Origin of the sequence: Planktothrix prolifica NIVA-CYA 540, from assembly GCF_963864145.1 — a bacterium.
Classification (GTDB): domain Bacteria; phylum Cyanobacteriota; class Cyanobacteriia; order Cyanobacteriales; family Microcoleaceae; genus Planktothrix; species Planktothrix agardhii.
This window is the reverse complement of record NZ_CAWLTW010000001.1, coordinates 1,557,231-1,581,348: the sequence shown is the minus strand read 5'-3', so window position 1 is coordinate 1,581,348 and position 24,118 is coordinate 1,557,231. Positions and strand designations below refer to the sequence as shown.

The following is a 24,118-nucleotide window of genomic DNA, read 5'->3' as shown; positions in this document are numbered from 1 at the left end:
TTTAGGATGGGTGAGTCAATAAAATTAGCGACTAGGTTCAAATCTTCATGTTCTCACCCACCCTACAATATTTTAATATTTTTTCACAAAAATTAACTTTGAAATTGCAATAACAACCAAGCGCTAACTTTCCCATGATTGGTTTGACGACTGCGACGAAACGCTTCCTCTAATATCCCCATTTCTAACCCAGGTAAAACTTGAGATTCTTTAATTCTATAACTACCTTGATTTTTAACCTCAAATGCAATTATTTTAACCGCTTGAACATCAATAATCCAATATTCTTGTACCCCTAAAGATTCATAAAGTAACCGTTTTTCTCCTTTATCATCTGCTAAAGAAGAATAGGCAACTTCTATGACTAAATCAGGCGCGGGAAACTGATCTAAATCAATAATTGTGGTTTCCCAAGGAATGATTTCTGCATTCACTCCAATATAAAAAGAAGCATCGGGTTGGGCTTCGTCAAAACCTCTTTTCCGGTAGGTGCAGTTATCATGGCCATCTAAATCAATGCCCCGCAGACTGGCAAATAAACCAATGGCCAAAGAAATAATAAAGTGATCACGAGAATGGGGATTTCCTAGGGGTGACATTTCTAACCTCATGCGTCCATTAAAATAGTAACCTCTGGCGTTAGAATAGATGGGATCATCCAATGCGGTCAGGTATTCATCCCAGGTTGCTGTTACCCAGGTATCGGTCGGGAGTAGGGTTTGAACAGGACTCATAACGGTATCATTGATGAGCGATCGCTTTTATATTAACAAATTCAAATATAACTTACCAATGGCTGTCAAATAATTTTTTTCACCCCGGCTCAGGGAGTTTATAATAATAAAATGTTACTCGATTTTAATTTAATTAGATGGTATTATACAATAAATATCAATAACAAAAAGCCCAAGGATAACCGAGGGGCTTTCAACCCATTTTTTTTGTGAACTAGGAGGATTATTATTTATGGAACAGACTCAGGAAATCTTAAAACAACAACTCAGTGCCCTGTCCCAACGCTATCCCGATTTAGGCAACCGTCTGGCCGAAACTGCACAAAAACTGAAAACCGCAGGAACTCCGGCGACAAAAACCTTAGTTGATGAACTGATAGCCTACTCTCAAGACTTTAGCAATATTCAAAAAACACTACTGGGCCAAGGACAGCCAACGGCCAGCCAAGCCACTTCTGTACAACAGTTAGAGAATTTATTGCCAAATCTAAAACCTGCTCCAACCCATCAAAAGACGCACCAACAGGCCTTACAAATTTTAGAGCGAGTCCTGTCCCTAACTCACAACGAACAAAAAGATTTTCCCCCGTTACAAACGGCTCAAAATCAGGCGCGGGAATTGCAAACCGCAATTTCTCAACAAACTAACCAACTGCATTCCGGGGCGGAAGCCTTAGCAACCGGAAATCATCCCTTGGTGGCCTTAGTTAATTTAGTCGAAAAACAAGACAGTTTAGACGATAATCAATGGGCGATTTTAGAAGAACAAATTACTAGCGCCTTTGGTAAATCTTTGGGTGTGGCAATTTCTAGGGTAAAAATTAATTTTACCGTTAAAACCACTGTTGTTTCTGCTGTTACTGCTCCGAAACCTGCAATTCCTGATATTGTAATTTTGGATGAACCTCAAGGATCTCGAGGCCCGGAATTAATTATTGTTCCCAGTATTGATGTTACGAAATTACCGCCAACAATTGATGGTAAAAATATCTTTTTTGGCAATGCTCCCCTAGTAGGTAAAACTCAAGAAAAAGCGACTCTTTCTAATATTAACTTAAAGATTTTAGTCCATTTACAGGGATTAGGCGATCGCACTTTTGCCGCCAGGGAATACGCCGGAACTCGGGGACAGGGACGGCGTTTAGAAGCCTTTCAAATTAATATTGATCCAGCTATTGCGGGTTTAAGTTTGCGCTATATGGCTCATATTGCAGCCATTGGTGACACACCCCTAACTCCCGAAGGTGAACTGGTGGGAGAGCGGGGCAAAAACCGACAAATCGAAGGATTAGCCATTGAATTGATCGGCCCTCAAGCCCCTAACTACAAGGTTTTCTATACCGCCCATATCCAAAATAAAGGAGATGTTCCCGTCTGCACTAACGGCGAATACTGCGGCACTAAAGGTCAAGGATTAAGGATTGAAGGGATGAAAATTTGGATTGAAGCTAAATAGAAGGCAATAAATGGGCAATAGGGAAATGCTATGAGTCATCACATCCTTAATTATCAGATTTCACCTATTGCCTATTGCCTATTCCCCATTGCCTATTTACGTTTTTTCCGATTTTTCTTGCGAGATTCCTGCGCCTGTTTTCGTTTTGCTTTTGTTTTCTGATCGAGCTTACCAAGATTATAATTAGAAGTCGAACTTTCTTCTGAGATATCTATTCGGCTAGGGAAACTTCTGAAATAGCTATTTTCAGATTCTGGACGAACTTCATCTTTTGATTTCAAACCTAATTCCACTTGTGCATCCCACCAATCTCCTATGATAAAGGGTTCGACCCGATCAGTTGCAAAGGCTCGCTCAATCACCCTTGCAGATTCTACTGCTTTTAAACCTACTAAACCCCCGACTAATATTCCATTAAAATCTCGGTCTTGTTCGGTAAACTTACTTAACTGTTTCGTCAGAATAGCAACACATTGATCACGGAAATCTGGATGAAAATTACCTATTTTTTCCAAGGCATCAATAGCGATCGCACGAGAGTAGATTTCTGCATCAGAGTCACCTAAATGGGCTATAAGAAAGGGAATTGCGGCGGGCCCAATTAAGCTATAAACCTGTGGCAGTTCAGACATAACCCAATCATCATCAAGATGGAAAATTGGATTTAACCCTTCAATCGCCGCTTCTGCTTTTAGTTGTGCCAGTGTTCGCCAAGCATGAACAGGAGCCCAGATGTCTAAACGGTCTGTTTCTTCCCCAATATCGAAAAAAGTTTTATCCGTTGCCATTCGGATCAATTCACTAATATGTTCTTCCCCAAAACCCAGTTCTTCGACATAGTTAGGCCACTCATCCGAATTCATTTTATTACAGTCGCCATAGCTTAATAACTGACTGACTGGATGTTTATAGGATTCAACACTCATGATAATAAAAGTTCAAAAGTTGATATAGCCATCCTACTCAATAGGTTGCAATCTAGGATAGGATGCAGACGTAATAGGTAATGGGTAATAGGGATCACGGATTTAAGAGGATTTCACGGATTTCACGGATTTTAATTTGTGTAATCCGCTTAAATCTTTGATAGGTAATGGGTAATAAAAAGAGTTTACCTCCCCTGCTACCCCTGAAGTGCCACAACTAACACTAATAAAAAGGCTTCTGTCCATTCAACAACAGCCCCATAGGTATCTCCAGTGTGTCCTCCCAAACGGGCGTTAAACCAAGCCCCAATTAAAATCGCGATCGCACTTCCCCCTAAAGCCAGACCCACAGCCACTAACCAACGTTGGGGATGGAGAATCATTAATATCCCACTTAAACCCATCAGCATCAGCACACCGGGAATTAAATCCCAGGAAGAATAGGGGGTATCTTTATGAAAAGCCCCTTTTCCCGTAGCTTTCAAATAGGGATAACGGGCGATCGCCACCAACTGTCCCCACCGTCCCCAACCTGCTACGGCCATTAAAATCAATCCTCGGTCGGCTGTCATATCCCTTAAAGCCGCGACTTTCAACAAAACGATCGCGATCGCGGCCATCACCCCAAAGGCTCCTGTAACGCTATCCGCCATCACTTCCAGGCGTCGATTTGGGTCAGCCACAGCCAAACCATCGGCCGCATCCATCGCTCCATCTAAATGCAATCCTCCAGTAATTCCAATTCCGGTCACAATCACCAATACCGAGCGCGTCAAAACCGGACACCCTAAAAGAGATAGTCCCCCATCCATCAATCCTAAAATACCCCCAATCAATATCCCAATCACCGGAGCAAAACGAGCGATACCGCGAAACTCCAAAGTCCAAGAGAGGGGAATGGGAAAACAGGTATAAAAAGCGATCGCTGCTGCTAATGCAGCCCCCTGGCGCTGGAAAAATTTGGAGAGCGATCGAAAGTAATCCTCTGACATGGTAAAAAATTAAATTTGCATAGATGTATGAATATTTTCTAGGGTATGCCAGAATTGAAATAGGAACTCAGGTTTTGTCTGAAAGTCAAAACACTTCAATCGGAGTTTACCAACTCCAGGGTTGTTAAATCGCAGTTCCAAAAACAAATCCATCCTTTTTGATTGCTTCCGATCATCAAAGATTAGAGAAGGAATAGAGGAACAAAAGATTTAAGGTTTCCTAATTGTAAGGTGTATGGTAGTTAGCTACCTGTACAGCCAGATACCTTTATTCGTAATTCCTCAAAACCTAGGGATGGAAAAACTTCACAACTACAAATTTCATTTAACAGAATCATTGCCATTCTGTAATTCACAGATTACATCTGAGGCTTTTGTTCCATGAGTTATGATCAACTAGACTACAGGGTGTCTGCTCCTTGCATTATTGATACGGGGATCATTGTTAACAAGCGGGATATGCAAAAACTGCTTGTTGATTTGGGTCGTGTCCGTTATATTAGTATTCAAGACGGACAAATATGCAGCGAAGCAGAAGGATACATCCTAGAAGTTTTTGCTAATCCGCAACAGGCGACTTTAGTTGCCAATCATTCTTTGTATTTGAATGTTTATAGTTTCGATTACTTAGAACTCAAGCAATCTTCTGAGCAAGAAACTTATTTTGATCTAGTTCAAGAAGGGGGGAGATTATTACGATTAATTCCCTTAACAAATCCCTTACAAGAACAATTTAATCGTAATTTTAATACAGCGGCTCTTGATGCAGTTATGGATCAAGTTTTGTCATCAAATTGGGAGAATCCCCTGGATGATGAAGACTGCCCATTCTAAGTAATTAAGCCGTTTTCTATTGTTTTATGTCACATCCTTTTTCCTTTGAAATTCAGGCGTGCTGTAGTCAAACTAAAGCCCGTGTTGGCTTATTTCATACTCCCCATGGTTGGGTAGAAACCCCTCGATTTATGCCCGTGGGAACCCTCGCCAATGTCAAAACCCTGACTCCAGCACACCTCAAGGATGCGGGCGCCCAGATGGTTTTATCTAATACCTATCACCTACATTTACAACCCGGAGAAAAGATTGTCGCCGGGGCGGGGGGACTGCATCGGTTTATGGGCTGGGATGGCCCAATGCTGACGGACTCCGGGGGATTTCAAGTATTTAGTTTAAGTAAAATCAACACCATTACCGAAGAAGGTGTTACCTTTCGTTCCCCCCATGATGGACGACTGATTAACTTTACCCCAGAACTTTCGATCCAAATTCAAAACGAATTAGGGGCGGATGTGATTATGGCCTTTGATGAATGTCCTCCCTATCCAGCGACGCGGGAGGCGGTTGTCAAGGCCACCGAACGGACAAAACGCTGGTTAGAACGGTGTATTAAGGCCCATAAACGGCCTGACCAAGCCCTATTTGGAATTGTTCAGGGGGGCGTTCATGCGGACTTACGACAACAGGCGGCGCGAGATTTAGTGGAATTTGATCTCCCCGGATACGCCATTGGTGGGGTGAGTGTGGGGGAACCTTCGGCTTTAATTGAAAAGATTGTTCAGGTGACAACCCCAATTTTACCGTTTAATAAACCCCGTTATTTAATGGGAATCGGAACCTATCGAGAAATGGCCCAAGCGATCGCCGCCGGGATTGATTTATTTGATTGTGTAATTCCGACCCGTTTAGGCCGTCATGGGGCGGCGTTAGTTCAAGGAGAACGATGGAATTTAAAAAATGCTCAATTTAGGGAGGATTTTCGGCCATTAGATGCCACTTGTCCCTGTTATACCTGTCAAAATTTTAGTCGAGCTTATCTGAGTCATTTGGTACGAGCTAAGGAAGTTTTGAGTTATACCCTAATTGCCATTCATAATGTTACCGAATTAATTCGTTTTACCCAAAAAATTCGAGAGTCGATTTTAAATCATCGGTTTGCGGAGGAGTTTCAATTTTGGTTAACTTCAACCGATGCTGAAGCCACCTTAGAGGACGACGAAATCGACAAACGTTCCGATCATTAACCTCCCTCGTAGTAAGCCCTTTAGGGCTTCTTCATTGATTTTTGACATTTTTAGTATCTTAACAAAAGTAAAGTTCAATTTAACCACAAAGACACAAAGACACAAAGTTTAACCCCCCTGTTTTTTCTCTAATTCTTCGATTCTGATTTTGGTTTCCTGGGCTGCTTTTTGATTTCCAGTTTTTTCCAGAATAGCTAAGGCTTCTTTCCAGGTTTGTAGGGCTTGGGAATATTCTCCTTGAGCATAATAAAGGGTTGCTAAATTATTTAAAGCGGTGGTTAAATTAGTTTGATCATTGGCTAATTTTGCCAGTTCAATTGCTTTTTGATAGGAGCTTAAAGCCTGATCTGGTTGTTTTAATTTTTCCTGAATTTCTCCGATTAAATTATGAATTTTTGCCGCCCCAGTATTATCTGCAATTCGAGTCATGAATTCTGAGGCTTGTTTTAAATAAACTAAAGCCTGGGTATCATCCCCTAATTGACGATATAATAACGCCATATTACCTAATAGTCGCCCGACTCCGGCTTGGTCGCCAATTTGACGCCGCAGGGCTAGGGCCTGTTGATAAATTTCTAAGGCTTTTTGGGTATCTCCTTGAACTAAATATAACGCCCCTAGATTATTTAAAGTGCGACTTAGATCCCGTTTATTCCCCACTTCTTCCCGAACTTTTCGGGCGTCTTGATAGAATTTTAAGGCTTGATCATATTGTTTTAAACTGCTATAATCAGAGGCTAAATTATGTAAGGCTTCGGCAATATTGGGTCGATCATTAATAGACTGAGCAATTTGTAAAGCTTCTTGATGGAGTTTCAAGGCTTCTGAGATTTTGTTTTGATTGCGATAGGAAAATCCGATTAAATTTAAACTCCGACTGATTCCTATTTGATACTCTGGCTTTTTATTTTCTGCTTGTTGATTTAATTGTCGATAGGAGGTGAGAGCTTGTTGTAGGACTTTTAACGCTTCTGTATCGTTGCCTAAATTGCTATAAACTTCTCCAATATAAGTGAGGGTTTCGGCAATTTCTTCGGGTTTCCCTTGTTTTTGTTGTTGTTCCAAAACCGTTTTAAATGTAGCTAAGGCTTCGGGAAATAACCCTTGACGAAATTGTTCAATTCCGCTTTTAAATAAAGCATTAAGATCGGTTTTTTCTGGAGTTTGAGCTAGAACTATTGTTGATTGTCCCCCGATAAAATTGCACGGGGGGGTATGGAGTAACAACCAACTGATTCCTACGCCGAGGGAAATTGGCAAAACTCCCGCACTAACCGTTAGAATACCTAGGGGTTTTAATAAAAATAACCGGTTTTGAAAAAATAGCGAATTATTCATCGAAAAACTGGGTTTGAAACCCCGTCCCTTCGACTGGCTCACGGCTCAGGACAGGCCTTTAGCGAAGCGAAGGACGGCTTTACACAATCTTCTAAGTAACAATCAACCCGTTAGAACGACGAATTAACTGTACTTTACTATAAGTAATCTGTCCTAACCGTTTCCAATTAGCATCGCTGACAGATACCTGTCTTTCGGTATCACCACTGACGTAGCCAACACCCTTGGGAGATTTAACCAAATCACCCTTGCGAAATCCATGACGAGTGGTAGAACCCCCATACTTACGACGCATTCCACCTTTTGCTGGGAGCATTAAGTGAAGTTGGCGACGAGAAAAAGGCGGTCTGCGAATCACTCGGAATTGAGCAGTTGTGATCACAACATTACCAAACCAATTAGCACCATCAGTTTTTGCCGTGTGATATTGGCGATACTCAACAAAAGCTGTTGCTGCAATCGCTACACCATCAACCGCATGAGTGTTGAATTCAGCCTTAGATTTGTCTGTTTTGTTCTTGGTTAGCCCCAAGTATTTACGAGTTACCGATGTTCGATAGCCTTCAATTTTAACAACTGGCGCAAACTTTTCCAGTTGGTTACACATCCATTTTTGCCCAACCATAACAGGTGAAAAACCTTTGCCAGATTTAGCTTGTTTACGTCCACTGGTTAAGTCAATATCAGCTTTTACATACTCGTATCTGATTTCTGCAACTGGGTAGATTTTGAATAATTCAGAAACTATTCTCAATTCCAATTGGCGATTAGCACGAATTGATGGAGCCAGTTTACCTTGGCGACGATTACTAAAACGTTTTTGGCGATGGTTGCGTTTTGAAAACTCAACCTTCCGGTTAATTCTTCTTCCTCTACGACCTCGACGCATTAATCGTCTTGTATCCATGCGCTCACGGACTGTCTGAAACGGTAAAATTAGATGAGCCGTATATAGTGTGAACTTAGCTGATTGAACACCAATCCCAGAGAATTTCTTGCCAGGGTCAATCCCAATCACAAGATTTTGGGTTGTGTATCCACTCGGCTCAACCGTTAATTGGAGATAAAATTGCCCACAATCTGACCAGCGTTTAACTGCTTTTGCCGACTCAATCCACTTCCTCGCTCTTGCTGGTGTGGTTGGCATCAACGGCTTGTTGTTTTGATCAACTACTGGGATTCGCATTTTGGTATAACCCATAAATGTTTAAGTCTCTTTGCTCAACTCAATTAAGATGTCTTGGCTTTACCCAACACCTGAACCAATCAGGTTTAGATTTTGTCCGAACTAGAGAAGTATTTGGAAGTCTGTACCAAATTGAGTCTCAATCAGCTATTCACTTCTTGCGTTGCCTAAATTGGTTTAAGCAATCCCCGCACTTTTAGGGCGGGGTTAGTGAAGGCAAGATTTAAGAATAAACACCGGAGTTGATCCGAAAAATAGGGGAATGGGGAAACACAAAGAATTGATATTCGGTGATTTCTCCTATCCCACCCGCGATTAAGTTCACCTCTATATTAATATTGATCAAAATGCTCCTAAATTTAACTGTTGATACTATTCTTAACCGTGCTGTAGCAGGTGATGATTTATCCCCAGAGGATGGGGTGATTTTGCTCGAACAAACTGATCCGGTGATTCGGGAGAATATTCGGCTGGTGAGTGATACCTTGCGATCGCAACAAGCCGGGGAGACGGTGACTTATATTATTAATCGCAATATCAATTTTACGAATATTTGTGAACAGCATTGCAGTTTTTGTGCTTTTCGTCGAGATGCGGGGGAGGAAGGAGCTTTTTGGTTAGACATTCAGCAAATTTTGGAAAAAACAGCCGATGCAGTTACCAGGGGGGCGACGGAAATTTGTATGCAGGGGGGGTTAAACCTAGAAGCGAAAATTAAAGGGAAATCCTTACCCTATTATCTAAATTTAGTCCAAGCTATTAAGACTAAATTCCCTCACCTGCATTTTCATGGCTTTTCACCTCAAGAAGTCCAATTTATCGCCAGAGAAGATGATCTTAGTTATGCGGATGTGATTATGGCTTTAAAAGATGGGGGAGTGGGTTCGATGCCGGGAACTGCTGCGGAAATTTTAGCAGATTCAGTCCGAAATATTATTTGTCCTGAAAAAATTAATACCGCCACTTGGTTAGAAATTGTTGAAACAGCCCATAGTTTGGGGGTTCCGACCACGAGTACGATGTTATCGGGTCATATTGAAACACCCCAACAGCAAATGCACCATTTACAGCAGTTGCGATCGCTACAACAAAAAGCCCAGAATTATCCCGCCCGAATTACGGAATTTATTGTCTTACCGTTTGTGGGAGAAATGGCTCCAGCCCCCTTGCGGCGACGGGTAGGACGGGATCAACCGATTTTATCCGACACCCTGTTATTAACGGCCGTGGCTCGAATTTTTCTGGGAAATTGGATTTCTAACCACCAACCCAGTTGGGTGAAATTAGGGTTAGAAGGGGCTACAGAAGCCCTGCGATGGGGTTGTAATGATATCGGTGGCACTTTAATGGAGGAACACATTACTACCATGGCGGGTGCTAAAGGTGGCACTTGTATGGAACCCGAAACCTTGAAAAATGCGATCGCCTCCCTGGGACGTCCTCATCAACAACGGGATACGCTGTATAATTACGAATTACGAATCGGTAATCGGTAATCGGTAATGGGGATTAACACAAATTAAAATCCGTGAAATCCGTGAAATCCTCTTAAATCCGTGATCGGTAATGGGGATTACGCAGATTAACACAAATTAAAATCCGTGAAATCCGTGAAATCCTCTTAAATCCGTGATTGACTCGCCGGGATGAAGATTAAATCATCTTGACGAGTCGAAAGGACAAAACAGAAACTTTGATTTTCAGGCGACAGAACTATCATTTAATTCTTCAGTTAATTCTTCAGTTGAACCATCATTTAATTCTTCGGTTAAGTAATCCAAGACCGTATCTAAGGTTTGTTGTTTTACCCAACCTTTCATCACCGCAACTTCTCCAAATCGCAGATTCAATTGACCTTGTTCTTCTAGGATTGAGTCTATTTGAGCTTCATCTAACAATTTAGCTTTATAGAGATAGTAACCTAAAGGATGTCTATGTTTAGAAAGTCCTAATTCGGGTAAGAAGTCGGCAAAAAAATCGACAGTTTCCTGTTCCAACCATCCTAACTCTACGACGAAAGCACCAAAACGTTTTTCCGGTTGTTTCTTTTGCAATTCTAACACCTTATTTACTTGTTCAGCAGATAATAAACCTGCTCTACTGAGCAATTGTCCCAAGCGGGGAGATTCCCAATTCACAAATTCTTGTCGGCTGGAAAACGGCGGGGTATAAAGTTTTAACTTTTGTAATAGCAGTAACCAGAAAAAAGGAAAATCCTCAACTAGATACCGCTTCCACATCCGTCCGGGTTCTGAAAATAGGCGGTATAACCATTCGATTCCCAGATCGCTCATCCATTGGGGAGAGCGTTTTTTTTCTCCCGCTTCAAAGTCAATTGTTGCACCAATGGCTAGGAAAACTTTGACATTTTTGAGTTGATTTCGGTATTTAGCAATCCATTTTTCTTGTTTGGGTGCGCCGACACCAATGGCTAATACCGTAGCTCCAGACTCGTTAATTCGAGTAACAATCCGTTGGCATTCTACCTCATCTTTCTCAAACCCAAAGGAAGGAGAATAGGACTCGATAATCATTTCTCTACCTACTTTGGCATTAATTTTTTCCTGAGCGCGTTTAGCGACTCCCTCGGCTGCTCCCATCAAAAAGATGGTCATTTTTTCATTATCTTTGTAATAATCGTAGAACGCTGGAAATAAATCTGATCCTGAAATCTTTTATTTGATGGGTTGACCTAAAAATTTAGACGCATAAATCAGGATTTTACTATCACAAACCCGGTAGGTTGAACCCTTATAGATCTCATAAAATTCCGGATCTTTTTGCAACTTCATCAAGTGATCAACATTAGGAGTAACAACAGTACCACCTTCGGAACCAAGTCTTTCCAGAAGCTCAATGATGGTGATGTTATGAATGCGTACATTGAGGATGTTAATTTCTTCGTCCATAGGGTTTGGCCCTCCTATCCTAAAAAATACTGGGATTAGCTCAATTTAGCAATAGCTTAGTTAGAGTTATACCATAATACTCGACTTGGCTATTGGCTACAATTTGATGGTGCAATGATTGAGTTGTTAACTAATCTTTGTTTTAGATGTTCTTGATTTTGCCACCCGTTTCTGTGATTTAGAGACTTAGCTCTATCTGTTACTAACATATTAGTGTAGCTGATCGATCAATGAGGAGCTACGACTTTGTAGTTATATTAAGTAGAGGAAAGCTATTCTGAATAAAACTATTCTACAACAAAATCCGGCATTTTAGCTGACTTTTTTGTAAAACTCAATGGGAATTTCTGTAAAGACTGGGTAAAGAGCCACTCCGGTTGAAAATTTTGTTATAGAATCACATCTTATTGGTCTATTTGTCTTAAAATTGCTGGGTGTATTCTGGCTCCTGGTAACAATTATCTGTACAATAATGAAGCCAGTTACGGTTTCAAATTCAGAGGTGGACAATGATTGATGAAGGCGTTGTTAAATATTCCTGTGAATGGGTTTTGGGGGAAAGAGTTGCTCCTGAATCGATCAAATCTTTAATCCAATGGCGAAATCACATTCATAAATTAGGATTAATTGGAGTTTATGACAATGGTATTGGATTTGGAAATATCAGTATCCGTATTCCTCATACTTTACAATTTATTATTTCTGGGAGTCAAACCGGACATTTAGCTCAATTAGAACCGGAACATTATACCGTTGTGACGGATTTTGACATTCAACACAATCATCTCACCTGTTACGGGCCAATTCAAGCCTCCTCTGAATCCCTAACCCATGCTGCAATTTATAGTTATCAACCCGATATTAATGCCATTATTCATGTTCATCACCCCCAACTTTGGCACGATCTATTATATCAAGTTCCGACTACCCGGAAACAAGTTCAATATGGAACCCCAGAAATGGCAAAGGAAATGTTTAGATTGTTTGATCAAGAAAATTTAAGTCAGCAAAAAATATTAGTGATGGCTGGACATGAAGATGGATTTTTAACCTTTGGAAAAGATTTGGATGAAGCAGGAGAAATATTATTGAACTATAGCAATCCTATTTGAGTTGTATCCAAAATTTAAGATTAAGAAGGAATAGGGATAGGGATAGGGATAGGGATATGGATAACAATATCAAGCCTGATTTAACGACATAGAATGGGATAATGAAGACACAACATATTGATTACGTCCTTGAGCTTTGGCTTGATATAGTCCTTGATCTGCGATCTCGATCAATTGTTTAGAATTCATCTTTTTCGAGGGAATAACCATGCCAATTCCTAAGCTACAAGTCATATAATAACCCACCGATGAACCTGAGTGAATAATTTTTAATTTTTTAATCTGGGTTTGAATATTTTGGGCGATTAAAATAGCTTCATCTATCCCGGTTTTAGGTAGAATAATGGCAAATTCTTCTCCCCCATATCGGGCGACGAGATCCGTAGAATATCTCATGGCTTTAGAAATAGCCTGGGCTACCTCTCGCAAAGCCTGATCCCCGGCTAAATGTCCATAGGTATCATTATAGGGTTTAAAGAAATCTAAATCGCAGAGAATCACTGATAAGGGGGCTTGTTCTTGAGATAATTGATCCCATTGACTTTGTAAATATTCATCAAAATAACGACGGTTAGCAATTCCGGTTAAACTATCAGAAGTTGCCAAATATTTTAATTCATGATTAACAATTTGTAACTGATGATAAAGTTCTGATTGTTGAATAGCGATCGCCAATTGTGCGGCTAAAGAGACCAATAATTCCTGTTCCCAAACCTGCCATTTTCTAGGACTAGAACATTGATGAGCGACTAGCAACCCCCACATTTTCTGTCCATGCCAAATTGGAGTGAGTAAATAAGCTCGAATTTGAAGTTTAATCAATAGTTCTTGATGACAATTACTTAAATTACCCGTGTCAATATCAGCAACGGATTTAACTTGATCGGTTTTTTCCAGACTCAAAGTTTCCTTGATGCAACAATCTTTATAGCGATTACCTAATATAGAGAAACAGCCATTAGCAAGGGATTCTGTTAATACTTCTCCTTCTTTATCGTTATCAAAACGGAAAATAATCACCCGTTCATTTTGTAGAGCCTGACGAACTTCCGTAACGGTGGTGTTGATAATTTGACTTAATTCTAGGGATTCGTGTATGCGTTGGGTGAGTCGGGTATTCAGTTGTTCCCGTTCCGCTTGCTGTTTTAGTTGTTGTTCAATTTCTAAGCGATCGCTAATATCCCGCGCTAAAGTATGAATTAATTGTTGTCCCCCAACTTGAATTAATCCCAGACGCACTTCCACCGGAAAAGTGGTTTGATCTTGGCGACGGTAAATTCGTTGTAGGGTGATGGGTTGACCCTGGACTAAACTTTGAAAAAATACTAGCGGAAGCGGATCAACTTCTATCTGTTCAAGGGATAAACTTAAAAGTTCTTTTCTGGTATAGCCCAAACTCTGACAAGCAAATTCATTCACATCCAAAATCCGGCCATTAAAATCATGCAACAGAAATCCATCCGCCGCCTGTTCCACTAAGGCTCGAAAACGAGTTTCACTTTGCATCAGGGCGATTTCCGTTTGCTGTAACCGTTGGGACGCTAGACGTAAATCCAACTGTTCGATCACCAATTCCCCTAGAGATTGCAGGGTTTGCACTTCTAATTCACTTAATTCATGGGGTTGATGATCCATCACACAAAGGGTTCCTAAGCGTTGTCCATCGGACGTACACAAAGGAGCCGCCGCATAAAACCGCAGACCAAATTCTCCCGCGACTAAGGGATGATCACACCATTGGGGATCGATTAGGGTGTCATTGATGCAGTAAACGCCCTGATTGTACATGGCAAAACCGCAGAAACTGCCTTCTCGATCAACTTCAGGACAATTAAGTCCCAGGCGGGATTTAAACCAAATTCGATCCTGCTCAACTAAACTGACCAAGGAAATCGGAACCCCTAGCAACCGAGACGCTAAAAGCGTAATTCGGTCAAATGCAGCTTCAGAAGCCGTATCTAGGATGTTGTAATGATAAAGTGCTTCTAATCGTTGATTTTCCTCAACACTCGGAGATAGAGACATACCTTGAGGTTACCTAGAATAACTACCGATTATATCTGGTTTGGATTAGCACAGAGGTTGATGGTGAATTGGGATGCAATTGATACAATTGGCTTGAGAGGCTAAGAATCTAGGAACTTGATTGGGATTCGATTCTAAAAATATCTATAACACATTTTTGGGGCTGAATTTTTGTAAGATATGATACTGTAGAAAAGCATCAAATTCAGAAGTAGGTTCCCGCTCGCATTGTAACACTCTCTATAGAGGGTTGGGGGTTAATTCTGCGGTCTAGGTCAGAAAGCCAGGAATTAATAAAATAAATTCAACCATTAAATTGGTGTTGCTAAACTCTCAAACTAACTTCACAGTAAATATTATAAATCTTCCTCTTAGTCTATGAAGCTAAAAATTCTGCCGTTCAGGAAAAAACATATTATTTTTTGGGTTTCTGGTGTTTTCTATAGTCTTCTATTTTTACTTTATTTTTTAGTTATTAATTATCGACATTATTATGTTTCAGTCTGTCCAATGAATCGGCCGTGGGAAGTTAATTTCTTACTTCAGGAGTGTCAACATAAATATGATAACGTTATTATTTTAAACATAGAAGTTCTATTATACCCGCTTGGCTCTCTAGGATATTGCCTTCTATTTATTTGGTCATTAATTCGAGGATTTCTAAGGTTCAAACAGGATAACATAAAATCTTTCCTACCCTTTTTAATCCAAATAATTATGGGTTCATTTATTTATTCATTAATAGTGGGACATTACATTACTTTGGTAATTGAATGAGTCTTAATGCTTGATTTTTTCCTCTTAGATTGATCACTGATGAAGCGTCATTTTCTAACTTTAATCGGACTGGTTTTAACAACATTTTTTATAGTTTTAATCAGTCAAATCCTAACTATTGCCACCGATGATAAAATTCCATTTCAACCCCACCCTTTACCAGAAAGTTTAGAACATTGGCAAGATCCAAACAATCAAGGCGATTATTTTGATAAAATTGAAGCTCCTAATTTTGGTCATTTAGTTTTTTCAAACTTTCCGATCAAAGTTTATATTGAAAATCCCGTTTCCGATCAAAACTGGAAAGAAAGTATTTCATCGGCTATTTTTAAATGGCATAATTATCTACCCTTCAATCTAGTTGAAGAACCTGAAAATGCTGATATTGAAATTATTAGAAAAAATCCTCCCCTAGACCCCCAGAAAAAACGCGCTAGTTCCGCAGAAACCCGTTATCAAGTTTCGGTTAAATATACCCCCCAAGGGTTTCCCTATTTATCCCACCGCTTTACAATTTGGTTAAGTCCCACCCAAACCGGAAAATATATTCAAGCCGCCGTCCTTCATGAATTTGGTCATGCTTTAGGAATTTGGGGTCATAGTCCTGAACTCACAGACGTCATGTATTTTTCCCAAGTTCGAGAACCCCCGCCTATTTCTGCTAGAGATATTAATACTTTAAAACGGATTTATCAGCAACCGACTCGTTTAGGATGGCCTGTATTGTAGTAGGTAATGGGTAGTAGGTAATAGGTTTTGGGTTTTGGGAGGGAAAATACTTTAATGTAGGGTTTGCTGGATCAGTCTTGATCAAACACTTCCACTATAGCCCAAAAATCCAGTCCCAACGATTAAGGTCTGGTACAGAATGACCAGACCTTAATTATTATAAAACAAACTAAGTTGACTCAAGCAAATTTCAGATAAGTTAACGAAAAAAGCAAAACACTAAACTAAGGTGGACAACAGATTGCAACTTTTCCAATCAGAAGTATTGCACTAGGAAAGTCGATACAGACCTTTGTTCCGATATTGACCCCAAAGCCAACTAAATCCTTATCGTTTTGAAGCTCCAGGCGAGTCCTTGACCCTCTACAATATCAACAGTTTGGTAGTTCACAGTGCCACTGACGGTGTTGCAAGGGGATTAAAGCAGAACGGACACGAGCATTTAATCCGGTGGGGTTGTTATCAACAGTTGCGTTTTGTTGAGCGGTGTCCTATAACTATTAAGTTAGCATGACTTTTGCGATCGCCTACCCCAAATTTACGAAAATTTACACAGTTTAATATTTTGCAATAATTAATAAGAGCAATTTCAATTAGTATAAATAAAGTTTTAATCAATCACTTTTAACCATCCGTTGTTTAAACGATTAATAATTTCACTGATTTGTTTACATTCGCGTAACCCTAAAACTTGGTCAGAAAAAACTAAAGCCATTAACCCGTTTTGGTCGGCGCGGGTAATTTTACCTGTAGCGTAAATTTTGCTGACGATATGCTGAATATCAATAGATGTTCCCGATAATACCTTGTTCATGCTTTCACCCGGTCAGGTCAATTTGTAATCTATACAGACCTATTGACTCAGAATCAGGATAAATTAGAAAATAGGTTCAAAATCAGATCGATTAAGCACTACAATATCAACATTATATAGCAACCGCCAAGGCAGTTAAGACACCAGACGGATCTTGGAACCCAGACGGTAAAGTGTTTTCCCCCGGTGTTCTCTCCCCCCCAAACCCCCCGTGCACGGGGGGCTAGGGGGGCTGTTCCCTGCTATACTTAAATCAATTGTAGTAGAAATTAATGATTAGAAATGTAAGTTGCTAATCCTCTGAATTTAAGCCCTAAAATAATATCATTCCATTCGGAACCTAAATAGTTTCCAGTCATAGTAATAGCATTAACAAAGTAGAATCCATCTAAATCCGTTGCTTGTTCTGCCCAATTATTAATATCAAACGAGTCAGTTTTATTAAATTCTGGTACAGTTTTATTATTATTTTCATCGGGTAATACATAGAGATTGTCTCCGTATTTCTCCACAATTGTTACCCCTTTAACTTTACGAATCTTCATCGGGGAAATTGTTTTTGATGGGTTGTATCCTTGAATGATTTTCATGTCAACCTTTCCTTATGGGTAATGATTACATTGAATTGTTGGGTGCGAGTCGGATTAGAATGATGTTGATATTGCTACTATCTCTGGTGAAGTCGGTTCTGATAGGGAAGATTGTTCCAGTTCTTGGCGCGTCCCCAAAATCTTTGCTCCCCATACACAAAAGACGAAATCCATTATGTAACGGATGTGACAGTTGAGCAAGTGGTTTTGCCATTGTCGTTACTTTTTGTAAAATTTCCGGTTTTTGATTATTCTTTCTTGAATAAAAAAACCCCTCTCTGGGACTGAGAAGGGAATAGGGAATAGGGAATAGGGATTTTAACGGACTGCTACGGCGGTTTCTTCTAATATAATTTCGCAGGTATCACCGTTATATCCTCGTTTGGGTTGAACAAAAACTTGATCACCCGCTTGTAGTTCCAGTTTGTTCAACTGTTCTTTGCTTAAATGGGCAACAATTTCACGCCCATCGGCTAGGGTTAAATCCACTTGAATATCCCAGCCTAAATGAGTCACCCGTTTCACGTCTGCAACAGCACTAAGTTGTTGATAATTACTGGTATGTAATTCCAGATCATGGGGACGAACAAAAATATTAGTAGCAGTAGAATCTAAATCAAAATCTTGAAATAGTGTTGTATGACGGGGTAACAGATTCACGCTACCGATAAACTGCATAACAAAGGGGGTCGCCGGGTGATCATAAATTTCTGAGGGGGTTCCCACCTGTTCAATTTTGCCCTGATTCATCACCACAATTTCATCCGCGACAGCCATGGCTTCTTCTTGATCATGGGTGACAAATACACTGGTAACGTGAACTTCATCGTGTAGTTGACGTAACCAACTGCGTAATTCTAAGCGAACTTTGGCATCTAAGGCCCCAAAGGGTTCATCGAGTAATAAAACCTGGGGTTGCACGGCTAAAGCTCGGGCTAAAGCCACCCGTTGACGTTGACCGCCAGAAAGTTGGGAGGGATAACGATTTCCTAATCCGGTTAACTGAATTAAGTCTAATAATTCTTCGACTCTAGCTTTAATTTTTTGCTGAGGATGTTTGCGAATTTCTAAACCAAAGGCGATATTTTGACGGACGGTAAGATGTTTAAACAGGGCATAATGTTGGAAGACAAATCCAATATTACGCTTTCTGACATCTAAATAAGTGGTATCTTGACCGTTGATAATAATTTGTCCACTGGTAGGGGGTTCTAATCCAGCTATTGCTCTTAATAAAGTAGACTTTCCTGAACCGGAAGGCCCTAATAAAGCGACTAAAGTTCCATCTTTAATTTCCAAGTTAATCTGATCTAAGGCTTGAAAATTACCGAATACTTGAGAAACGTTGTTAATGATAATACCCATAGTACCTCTAAGAATTACGAATTACGAATTGAGGAATGATTAAAACAATTACGAATTACGAATTGAGGAATAATTAAAACAATTCGTGATCTCTAATTGGTAATTAATTAATTTATCCGTGACTGGTTTTTCTTTCTAATATCTCCTTGAGAACTAAAGTTACTAAAGCCAGTAAAGCTAAAATTGTGGCGGCACCAAAAGCGGCTTCGGTTTGATAATTTTTGTAGGCTTGTTCTACAAAGGTTGGTAAGGTTAAAGTTCGACCTGCAATTAATCCAGAAACAACCGCCACCGCTCCAAATTCACCCATTGCTCTAGCATTAGTTAATAGAACACCATATAGCAAACCCCATTTAATATTAGGGAGCACCACACGCCAGAAAATTTGGAAATCCTGAGCGCCTAAAGTGCGGGCGGCTTCTTCCTGTTCTGAACCTAATTCTTCTAAAACTGGAATTACTTCCCTAGCTACAAAAGGTAAAGAAACAAATAGTGTTGCTAGTACCATTCCTGGGAGAGAAAATAACACTTTAATATCCAGGTTTTCTAATGCTGGCCCAAACCAACCATTACGACCATATAACAGCACAATCATTAACCCAGCTACCACAGGAGAAACAGCAAAAGGTAGGTCGATAATACTAATTAATAAGGTACGACCTCTAAATTGATTTCTAGCAATTACCCAAGCGGCGCAGAGTCCAAAAACCGTATTAATCGGAACGACAATTAAAGCAATAATTAAGGTCAGTTGCATGGCTTTTTGAAAGTCGCTGCTATTAATAGCAATCACAAACTCTTGGGTTCCTTTATGAAAGGCTTCATAAAAAACTGCTATTGCTGGAATAAATAAAACCAGAGCCAGATAGAGTAAAGCAATGCCAATCAGCAGCCATTTAACCCAAGGGAATGACTGAGATTGAGCGGGATTTGTTGGGGAAGATGCCATAAAAGGTAAACAATTAACTGGTTAAAAATCTTAACTTTTCAGAGAATAACGGCGGCCCCACTGTTGCAGCGCATTGATTAATACTAATAAGAACAATGAGATAATTAAGAGGACTGTACCCACGACCGTCGCACCTACATAGTCATATTGTTCTAAGCGCTGAAACACTAAAATCGGGGCAATTAAATCTTTAAAGGGAATACTAGAAGAAATAATTACCACCGAACCATATTCTCCGACAGCACGGGAAAAACCCAGGGCAATTCCGGTTAAAATTGGTGGCATTAAGGGGGGCAGTAAAACCCTGATAAAAGTTTGGAATTGAGATGCACCTAATGACCAAGCTGCTTCCTCCGTTTCCCGTTCCATTTCTTGCATAACTGGTTGTAAAGTTCTTACCACAAAAGGTAGAGAAATAAACAACATAGCAACAAAAACCCCTAAACGGGTGAAGGCTATTTTAATTCCAAAAGGGGCAAAAAATTGTCCAATCCAACCTTTATCACTATAAACCGTTGCTAAGACTAAACCAGCAACAGAAGTGGGTAAGGCAAAGGGTAAATCAACGGCGGCATCAATTAATTTTTTCCCAGGAAAGCTATAACGAACTAACACCCAAGCGATTAAAGTTCCCATGATTCCATTAATTGCCCCGGCAGCTAAACCAGTTACAAAAGTAACGTTATAAGCGCTCATGGCAACGGGACTAAAGGCAATTTTCCAAAATTCCTGGGGGGATATGGTTAAGGATTTTGTAATTAATGCTGCAAAGGGCAGAATTAACATAAAAATCAGATAGGAAAAGGTAAAAACCCAGGGGAAAGAAAGCCTCCCCCAAAGTTCTTTTAATGGGTTATTAGAAGCTGGTTTCTGGGTTTTAAACTGGTCTACAGAAGTCACCATTAATGTTTAATACTCTACGGGGAATAGGAATTGAATTGATTGTTTACCAACCATCTACTTCTGATTGGGAATCCCGCCAAATTTCAACATCCAAATCGGAAAGATAAATCAGGGCGCTATCAATTTGTTGGGGAGTTCCTTTCAGGAGTAAATCAAACCAACCATCTTCCCGGGCATTCTGACCTAAAATTGCTCCGATAATGTTAACTTGTAAACCATAATCGGAAGCTAGGCGAGAAATCACGGGTTCTTGGTGGTATTCCTTGGGAATTCTGACTCTAATTCGAGAATCAGATTGATACTTTTCTCTGGCATTTAATCCAGATAAATCTGTATTTTCTTGATCAATATTTGGAGAATTCAAAGACATTTTAATCTCCTCAAATAAATGACTAGAATTTTGGGGACTGAATCAATCTCTATTTAGATTGGGCAATTTGGGCTTGGATTTGATCAAAAATTGCTCCATCAGCAAAAAATTGAGTATCTACCTCTTTCCATCCACCTAAATCCTTAATAGTGAACAGTTTTTCAACTTTAGGAAATTGGCTGGCAAATTCGGCTTCAACCGTGGGTTCAACGGGTCGGAATCCGACTTTGGCAAACTCTTTTTGAGCTTCCGGTGTAAACAAGAACTTGGTAAAAGCTTCTGCTACTTGACGGGTTCCATGTTTGTCTACATTTTTATCAACAACGGCAACCGGGTTATCAATGGAAATGTTATAATCCGTGGGCACAATATAGGGTTGTTTATCTCCTTTTTGAGCCGCTAAAATCACCTCGTTTTCATAATTAATTAAGACATTGCCTTGACCCTGTTTATAGAAAACATCACTGGCTTCCCTGGCATCTTTTGGTAGCACCGGAACTCGACGAAAGACACTTTCTACAAAGGTTTGAGCTTCTTCCGTGGTGCCTCCGGCTTGGGTGACGGAACCCCACAAGGCCAGGACGTTCCACTTCGCTCCGCCAGAGGTTTTGGGGTTAGCTGTAATCACCTGAACATCATCACGGGTCAAATCAGACCATCCCTTAACGTTGGTATTGGCATCTCTGAATACCAAAGCCGCGACGGATTTATGGACAATTGACTCATTGGGAAGTTCCTGTTCCCAACCCGGTTGGATGAGTCCAGCTTTTTCTATTTTTGCGGTATCTCCGGCTAAGGCCAAAGCCACCACATCGGCATTGAGTCCATCAATAACCGCACGGGTTTGGGAGCCTGAGCCACCATAACTTTGTTCAAACTCTACAGTTTGCCCGGTTTGGGCTTTCCACTGTTCCACGAACTTAGGAATAATGTTTTCATAAGCCGTTTTAGTGACTGCGTAGGATACGAGGGTCAGTTTAATCGGTTTATCCGTTTGGGCGGCTTGGGGTGCAGGAGTATTCGTGGTGGTAGGAGATGGATTGTTGGCGGTGTTGTTGGGTGAGGAGCAAGCTGCCACCATGCAGTTGAGTGCAAGTCCAGTCAGGACATAACCAATAGACTTAGCAGAGAAACGTTTTGGGGGTAACGGTGAACTGATTCGCATTATCACACTCCTGAAATCCATCTGGAATTTATTTACACAGTCTTTTGTTTTTGACTGCCTTTGGATTCTATACTAAGTTAGTTTGAATTTCAATACATCTGCATTACAAAATTAAAAACTTAAATTTATCAATCAATGCTTTTACCATGTCAAAATACATATAGGCTGACCCAGTTATGTAGTCAGAGGCAGTCCAATCCAGTTATCCTCCCCTGGTGTTCAGCCCCGCAATGCGGTTCTAGGAACTGCACTCCCAGCATCGCTACCCTAGGCCAGCTATAAACTATAAATTTGGTGGAGTCCCAATAGGGAAGTAAAATATGGCAGCACAAGCACCTTCATCACCTGAAGCCGAGTTAGCAAAACTTTTGATTCAGACTAACTATCTTTTCCGAGACTTAGAGATTAACTGGCTGGCTCAGTATCTTTCTCCAGACCTGACTATAGAAAAACTGTATTCTAATCGTCCTGTCTATACAGCCTTTCGTCCCAATATCTTTTTAGATGTTCTCTATATTATTCTCAGTGGCGGGCCAATTATTACTCGGAGTACACCCCTAGACCGAATTATTGCCATCAGTTATCCGGGGGGATGTTTTGGGATGAGAAATCTTCCCTTTGGTTTTGGCCAGATGAGTCGGGCGTTTCCCAGTTTAGTCGAAGCCTACAAAACCACCGATATAATTAAACTGCCCCTAGATACCCTGAAAGAAATTTATCAGGATAGTCCAGTGGTGCGGGAACGCTATGATAAATTCTTTGAACTGCGGGAAAAATTTCAGTATCATCTACTTAATTGCAGTTCCTATCCTCCTCAAGCCGTGGCTGCACTATTCAGGGCATTGGTCTATCAAGAACGCAGTCTAGGAAATCAACCCCAGTCCGACGGAGTTTATACCTTCGATTTGCCTATTGATGTGATCGCTCGTTCCTGTCAGTTAAACCACCGCACCGTTGAACAGGTTCTCAAAGGAATGCAGAAAGTCAAATTAATTGAAGCCGCGAAATCCAGTGATTCCTCGGAAGATACGATTCGAGTTATTGACCCCGAAGGATTAAAAGAAACCTATAGTGCCACCCGGGATAAGGTTTCCTGGTGGCCGTTGAAGTAGGTAAGGATTAGGGGAGAGAAATAATTAACTCCTGATTCTTGGGTTTTGAGTTGTGAGTCCTAATTGTGCAATGGGCTTGAATAGCGCTGCACCCAGGAGTCCGAGGGCAACACTAAAGGCAAGAATCACACCGACTGGAAGTTGCACAGATTCTAAAAATAGGAACCTCAGAGAAATCGGTGTAGCGTTTTGGACTGCAAGAATGGCAATCGTACTAATCCAGAAAGCTAGGATAAAACTGGTGACAATGGCAGGGGCATTAGGCATAAATAATAACAATCTATCTTAGGAAAGAACTTATTTTCAATCATAATCAATCATAATCAATAATTAGAGTTGAACATTAACATCATTAGAGTGGGTTGTATCTTGGAAATCCCGACGTCCGCCGCCTCTGTCTGGTTCGTAGGGGCCATTGAGTCCTGTACGGGCGGAAAGTAATTGTGAGGTGCTCAGAACATCTGATAATTTATTAGAAGCAGAACTAGCTGCTAAAGCGTTAGCAGTAAGACCAACGGATAAACAAACTGATAAAACTAAAGATGTATAGGTTTGCATAATAAAGTGTCCCTTTAAGTCTGTCCACTTCCTTATACAAACCGTTAATATTTAGATCAGGATAACTGTTAAAAGTTTTTGTTAAAT

23 protein-coding genes and 1 pseudogene are annotated in these 24,118 nt (G+C 40.4%); 7 read left to right on the top strand and 17 right to left on the bottom strand.

Going from position 1 to position 24,118, the window contains the following annotated elements; translation table 11 throughout:
- Positions 1-92: 92 nt before the first annotated feature.
- Positions 93-734, bottom strand: a complete 642-nt coding sequence (locus tag AC559H_RS07275) for a Uma2 family endonuclease (protein ID WP_026794163.1) — start codon at positions 732-734, stop codon at positions 93-95.
- A 232-nt stretch (positions 735-966) separates the two neighbouring features.
- Between AC559H_RS07275 and AC559H_RS07270 the strand changes: the two genes are divergently transcribed.
- Complete coding sequence (locus tag AC559H_RS07270) at positions 967-2,190, top strand: hypothetical protein (protein ID WP_026794162.1); 1,224 nt, start codon at positions 967-969, stop codon at positions 2,188-2,190.
- Between the two features lie 92 nt (positions 2,191-2,282).
- Here the strand turns inward: AC559H_RS07270 and AC559H_RS07265 are convergent, their stop codons facing one another.
- Together AC559H_RS07265 and cobS are read right to left on the bottom strand one after the other, a co-directional pair.
- Entirely contained in the window at positions 2,283-3,116 is an 834-nt protein-coding gene (locus tag AC559H_RS07265; RefSeq protein ID WP_051319745.1) for a HEAT repeat domain-containing protein, read from the bottom strand.
- Between the two features lie 197 nt (positions 3,117-3,313).
- Positions 3,314-4,108: an adenosylcobinamide-GDP ribazoletransferase gene (cobS, locus tag AC559H_RS07260; RefSeq protein ID WP_026794161.1), complete on the bottom strand. Its 795-nt coding sequence runs from the start codon at positions 4,106-4,108 to the stop codon at positions 3,314-3,316.
- Positions 4,109-4,489: 381 nt separating this feature from the next.
- Here cobS and AC559H_RS07255 point away from each other — a divergent pair, with 381 nt between their 5' ends.
- Positions 4,490-4,942, top strand: a complete 453-nt coding sequence (locus AC559H_RS07255; protein ID WP_026786482.1) for a hypothetical protein — start codon at positions 4,490-4,492, stop codon at positions 4,940-4,942.
- A 26-nt stretch (positions 4,943-4,968) separates the two neighbouring features.
- Positions 4,969-6,129: a tRNA guanosine(34) transglycosylase Tgt gene (gene tgt / locus AC559H_RS07250; protein WP_026794160.1), complete on the top strand. Its 1,161-nt coding sequence runs from the start codon at positions 4,969-4,971 to the stop codon at positions 6,127-6,129.
- A gap of 108 nt (positions 6,130-6,237) precedes the next feature.
- Here the strand turns inward: tgt and AC559H_RS07245 are convergent, their stop codons facing one another.
- Positions 6,238-7,467 carry a tetratricopeptide repeat protein gene (locus tag AC559H_RS07245; protein WP_051319744.1) on the bottom strand — a complete coding sequence of 410 codons (1,230 nt, stop codon included), beginning with the start codon at positions 7,465-7,467 and terminating at the stop codon, positions 6,238-6,240.
- A gap of 91 nt (positions 7,468-7,558) precedes the next feature.
- Complete coding sequence (locus AC559H_RS07240) at positions 7,559-8,668, bottom strand: RRXRR domain-containing protein (protein ID WP_026794159.1); 1,110 nt, start codon at positions 8,666-8,668, stop codon at positions 7,559-7,561.
- Between the two features lie 332 nt (positions 8,669-9,000).
- On the opposite strand from AC559H_RS07240, the gene cofH reads away from it, so the two are divergent.
- Positions 9,001-10,149: a 7,8-didemethyl-8-hydroxy-5-deazariboflavin synthase subunit CofH gene (cofH, locus tag AC559H_RS07235; protein ID WP_026794158.1), complete on the top strand. Its 1,149-nt coding sequence runs from the start codon at positions 9,001-9,003 to the stop codon at positions 10,147-10,149.
- Between the two features lie 204 nt (positions 10,150-10,353).
- Here the strand turns inward: cofH and AC559H_RS07230 are convergent, their stop codons facing one another.
- Both AC559H_RS07230 and AC559H_RS07225 read right to left on the bottom strand, forming a co-directional pair.
- Positions 10,354-10,791, bottom strand: a complete 438-nt coding sequence (locus tag AC559H_RS07230; RefSeq protein WP_489640536.1) for a cyclic di-GMP-binding domain-containing protein, MshE-related — start codon at positions 10,789-10,791, stop codon at positions 10,354-10,356.
- Positions 10,792-10,836: 45 nt separating this feature from the next.
- A pseudogene (locus AC559H_RS07225) lies at positions 10,837-11,562 on the bottom strand (WecB/TagA/CpsF family glycosyltransferase); the annotation flags it as partial.
- Between the two features lie 509 nt (positions 11,563-12,071).
- Here AC559H_RS07225 and AC559H_RS07220 point away from each other — a divergent pair.
- The gene (locus AC559H_RS07220; RefSeq protein WP_026794157.1) at positions 12,072-12,674 is read left to right on the top strand and encodes a class II aldolase/adducin family protein; all 603 of its coding nucleotides are present in this window, start codon (positions 12,072-12,074) and stop codon (positions 12,672-12,674) included.
- Between the two features lie 69 nt (positions 12,675-12,743).
- Here the strand turns inward: AC559H_RS07220 and AC559H_RS07215 are convergent, their stop codons facing one another.
- The gene (locus AC559H_RS07215; protein ID WP_051319743.1) at positions 12,744-14,699 is read right to left on the bottom strand and encodes a diguanylate cyclase domain-containing protein; all 1,956 of its coding nucleotides are present in this window, start codon (positions 14,697-14,699) and stop codon (positions 12,744-12,746) included.
- Positions 14,700-15,515: 816 nt separating this feature from the next.
- On the opposite strand from AC559H_RS07215, the gene AC559H_RS07210 reads away from it, so the two are divergent.
- Entirely contained in the window at positions 15,516-16,205 is a 690-nt protein-coding gene (locus AC559H_RS07210; protein ID WP_026794156.1) for a matrixin family metalloprotease, read from the top strand.
- 610 nt (positions 16,206-16,815) lie between these two features.
- Here AC559H_RS07210 and AC559H_RS07205 read toward each other — a convergent pair.
- The 7 genes from AC559H_RS07205 to AC559H_RS07175 form a co-directional block, all read right to left on the bottom strand.
- The gene (locus AC559H_RS07205) at positions 16,816-17,019 is read right to left on the bottom strand and encodes a hypothetical protein (RefSeq protein ID WP_026786487.1); all 204 of its coding nucleotides are present in this window, start codon (positions 17,017-17,019) and stop codon (positions 16,816-16,818) included.
- Positions 17,020-17,288: 269 nt separating this feature from the next.
- Complete coding sequence (locus AC559H_RS07200; protein WP_026794155.1) at positions 17,289-17,609, bottom strand: hypothetical protein; 321 nt, start codon at positions 17,607-17,609, stop codon at positions 17,289-17,291.
- A 318-nt stretch (positions 17,610-17,927) separates the two neighbouring features.
- Positions 17,928-18,974, bottom strand: coding sequence for a sulfate/molybdate ABC transporter ATP-binding protein (locus tag AC559H_RS07195; protein WP_026794154.1), 1,047 nt, complete (start codon positions 18,972-18,974; stop codon positions 17,928-17,930).
- Positions 18,975-19,086: 112 nt separating this feature from the next.
- A complete protein-coding gene (cysW, locus tag AC559H_RS07190; RefSeq protein WP_026794153.1) occupies positions 19,087-19,923 on the bottom strand; it encodes a sulfate ABC transporter permease subunit CysW in 837 nt (278 codons plus the stop codon).
- 30 nt (positions 19,924-19,953) lie between these two features.
- The gene (gene cysT / locus AC559H_RS07185; RefSeq protein WP_051319742.1) at positions 19,954-20,826 is read right to left on the bottom strand and encodes a sulfate ABC transporter permease subunit CysT; all 873 of its coding nucleotides are present in this window, start codon (positions 20,824-20,826) and stop codon (positions 19,954-19,956) included.
- Between the two features lie 43 nt (positions 20,827-20,869).
- Positions 20,870-21,196, bottom strand: coding sequence for an NIL domain-containing protein (locus AC559H_RS07180; RefSeq protein WP_079679702.1), 327 nt, complete (start codon positions 21,194-21,196; stop codon positions 20,870-20,872).
- 49 nt (positions 21,197-21,245) lie between these two features.
- Positions 21,246-22,361 (bottom strand): sulfate ABC transporter substrate-binding protein, encoded by a 1,116-nt coding sequence (locus AC559H_RS07175; protein WP_051319741.1) that lies wholly within the window; start codon positions 22,359-22,361, stop codon positions 21,246-21,248.
- A gap of 320 nt (positions 22,362-22,681) precedes the next feature.
- On the opposite strand from AC559H_RS07175, the gene AC559H_RS07170 reads away from it, so the two are divergent.
- Complete coding sequence (locus AC559H_RS07170; protein ID WP_026794149.1) at positions 22,682-23,473, top strand: Crp/Fnr family transcriptional regulator; 792 nt, start codon at positions 22,682-22,684, stop codon at positions 23,471-23,473.
- 24 nt (positions 23,474-23,497) lie between these two features.
- Here AC559H_RS07170 and AC559H_RS07165 read toward each other — a convergent pair whose 3' ends face one another.
- Positions 23,498-23,740: a lipopolysaccharide assembly protein LapA domain-containing protein gene (locus AC559H_RS07165; RefSeq protein ID WP_026794148.1), complete on the bottom strand. Its 243-nt coding sequence runs from the start codon at positions 23,738-23,740 to the stop codon at positions 23,498-23,500.
- Between the two features lie 63 nt (positions 23,741-23,803).
- Positions 23,804-24,031, bottom strand: coding sequence for a heterocyst-inhibiting protein PatX (gene patX / locus AC559H_RS07160; protein WP_026794147.1), 228 nt, complete (start codon positions 24,029-24,031; stop codon positions 23,804-23,806).
- Positions 24,032-24,118 lie beyond the last annotated feature (87 nt).

Excerpts from the sequence above, each read along its gene's own strand:
- AC559H_RS07275 (WP_026794163.1), bottom strand. The coding sequence starts at position 734 with ATGAGTCCTGTTCAAACCCTACTCCCGACCGATACCTGGGTAACAGCA.
- AC559H_RS07270 (WP_026794162.1), top strand. The coding sequence starts at position 967 with ATGGAACAGACTCAGGAAATCTTAAAACAACAACTCAGTGCCCTGTCC.
- AC559H_RS07265 (WP_051319745.1), bottom strand. The coding sequence starts at position 3,116 with ATGAGTGTTGAATCCTATAAACATCCAGTCAGTCAGTTATTAAGCTAT.
- cobS (WP_026794161.1), bottom strand. The coding sequence starts at position 4,108 with ATGTCAGAGGATTACTTTCGATCGCTCTCCAAATTTTTCCAGCGCCAG.
- AC559H_RS07255 (WP_026786482.1), top strand. The coding sequence starts at position 4,490 with ATGAGTTATGATCAACTAGACTACAGGGTGTCTGCTCCTTGCATTATT.
- tgt (WP_026794160.1), top strand. The coding sequence starts at position 4,969 with ATGTCACATCCTTTTTCCTTTGAAATTCAGGCGTGCTGTAGTCAAACT.
- AC559H_RS07245 (WP_051319744.1), bottom strand. The coding sequence starts at position 7,467 with ATGAATAATTCGCTATTTTTTCAAAACCGGTTATTTTTATTAAAACCC.
- AC559H_RS07240 (WP_026794159.1), bottom strand. The coding sequence starts at position 8,668 with ATGGGTTATACCAAAATGCGAATCCCAGTAGTTGATCAAAACAACAAG.
- cofH (WP_026794158.1), top strand. The coding sequence starts at position 9,001 with ATGCTCCTAAATTTAACTGTTGATACTATTCTTAACCGTGCTGTAGCA.
- AC559H_RS07220 (WP_026794157.1), top strand. The coding sequence starts at position 12,072 with ATGATTGATGAAGGCGTTGTTAAATATTCCTGTGAATGGGTTTTGGGG.
- AC559H_RS07215 (WP_051319743.1), bottom strand. The coding sequence starts at position 14,699 with ATGTCTCTATCTCCGAGTGTTGAGGAAAATCAACGATTAGAAGCACTT.
- AC559H_RS07210 (WP_026794156.1), top strand. The coding sequence starts at position 15,516 with ATGAAGCGTCATTTTCTAACTTTAATCGGACTGGTTTTAACAACATTT.
- AC559H_RS07205 (WP_026786487.1), bottom strand. The coding sequence starts at position 17,019 with ATGAACAAGGTATTATCGGGAACATCTATTGATATTCAGCATATCGTC.
- AC559H_RS07200 (WP_026794155.1), bottom strand. The coding sequence starts at position 17,609 with ATGAAAATCATTCAAGGATACAACCCATCAAAAACAATTTCCCCGATG.
- AC559H_RS07195 (WP_026794154.1), bottom strand. The coding sequence starts at position 18,974 with ATGGGTATTATCATTAACAACGTTTCTCAAGTATTCGGTAATTTTCAA.
- cysW (WP_026794153.1), bottom strand. The coding sequence starts at position 19,923 with ATGGCATCTTCCCCAACAAATCCCGCTCAATCTCAGTCATTCCCTTGG.
- cysT (WP_051319742.1), bottom strand. The coding sequence starts at position 20,826 with ATGGTGACTTCTGTAGACCAGTTTAAAACCCAGAAACCAGCTTCTAAT.
- AC559H_RS07180 (WP_079679702.1), bottom strand. The coding sequence starts at position 21,196 with ATGTCTTTGAATTCTCCAAATATTGATCAAGAAAATACAGATTTATCT.
- AC559H_RS07175 (WP_051319741.1), bottom strand. The coding sequence starts at position 22,361 with ATGCGAATCAGTTCACCGTTACCCCCAAAACGTTTCTCTGCTAAGTCT.
- AC559H_RS07170 (WP_026794149.1), top strand. The coding sequence starts at position 22,682 with ATGGCAGCACAAGCACCTTCATCACCTGAAGCCGAGTTAGCAAAACTT.
- AC559H_RS07165 (WP_026794148.1), bottom strand. The coding sequence starts at position 23,740 with ATGCCTAATGCCCCTGCCATTGTCACCAGTTTTATCCTAGCTTTCTGG.
- patX (WP_026794147.1), bottom strand. The coding sequence starts at position 24,031 with ATGCAAACCTATACATCTTTAGTTTTATCAGTTTGTTTATCCGTTGGT.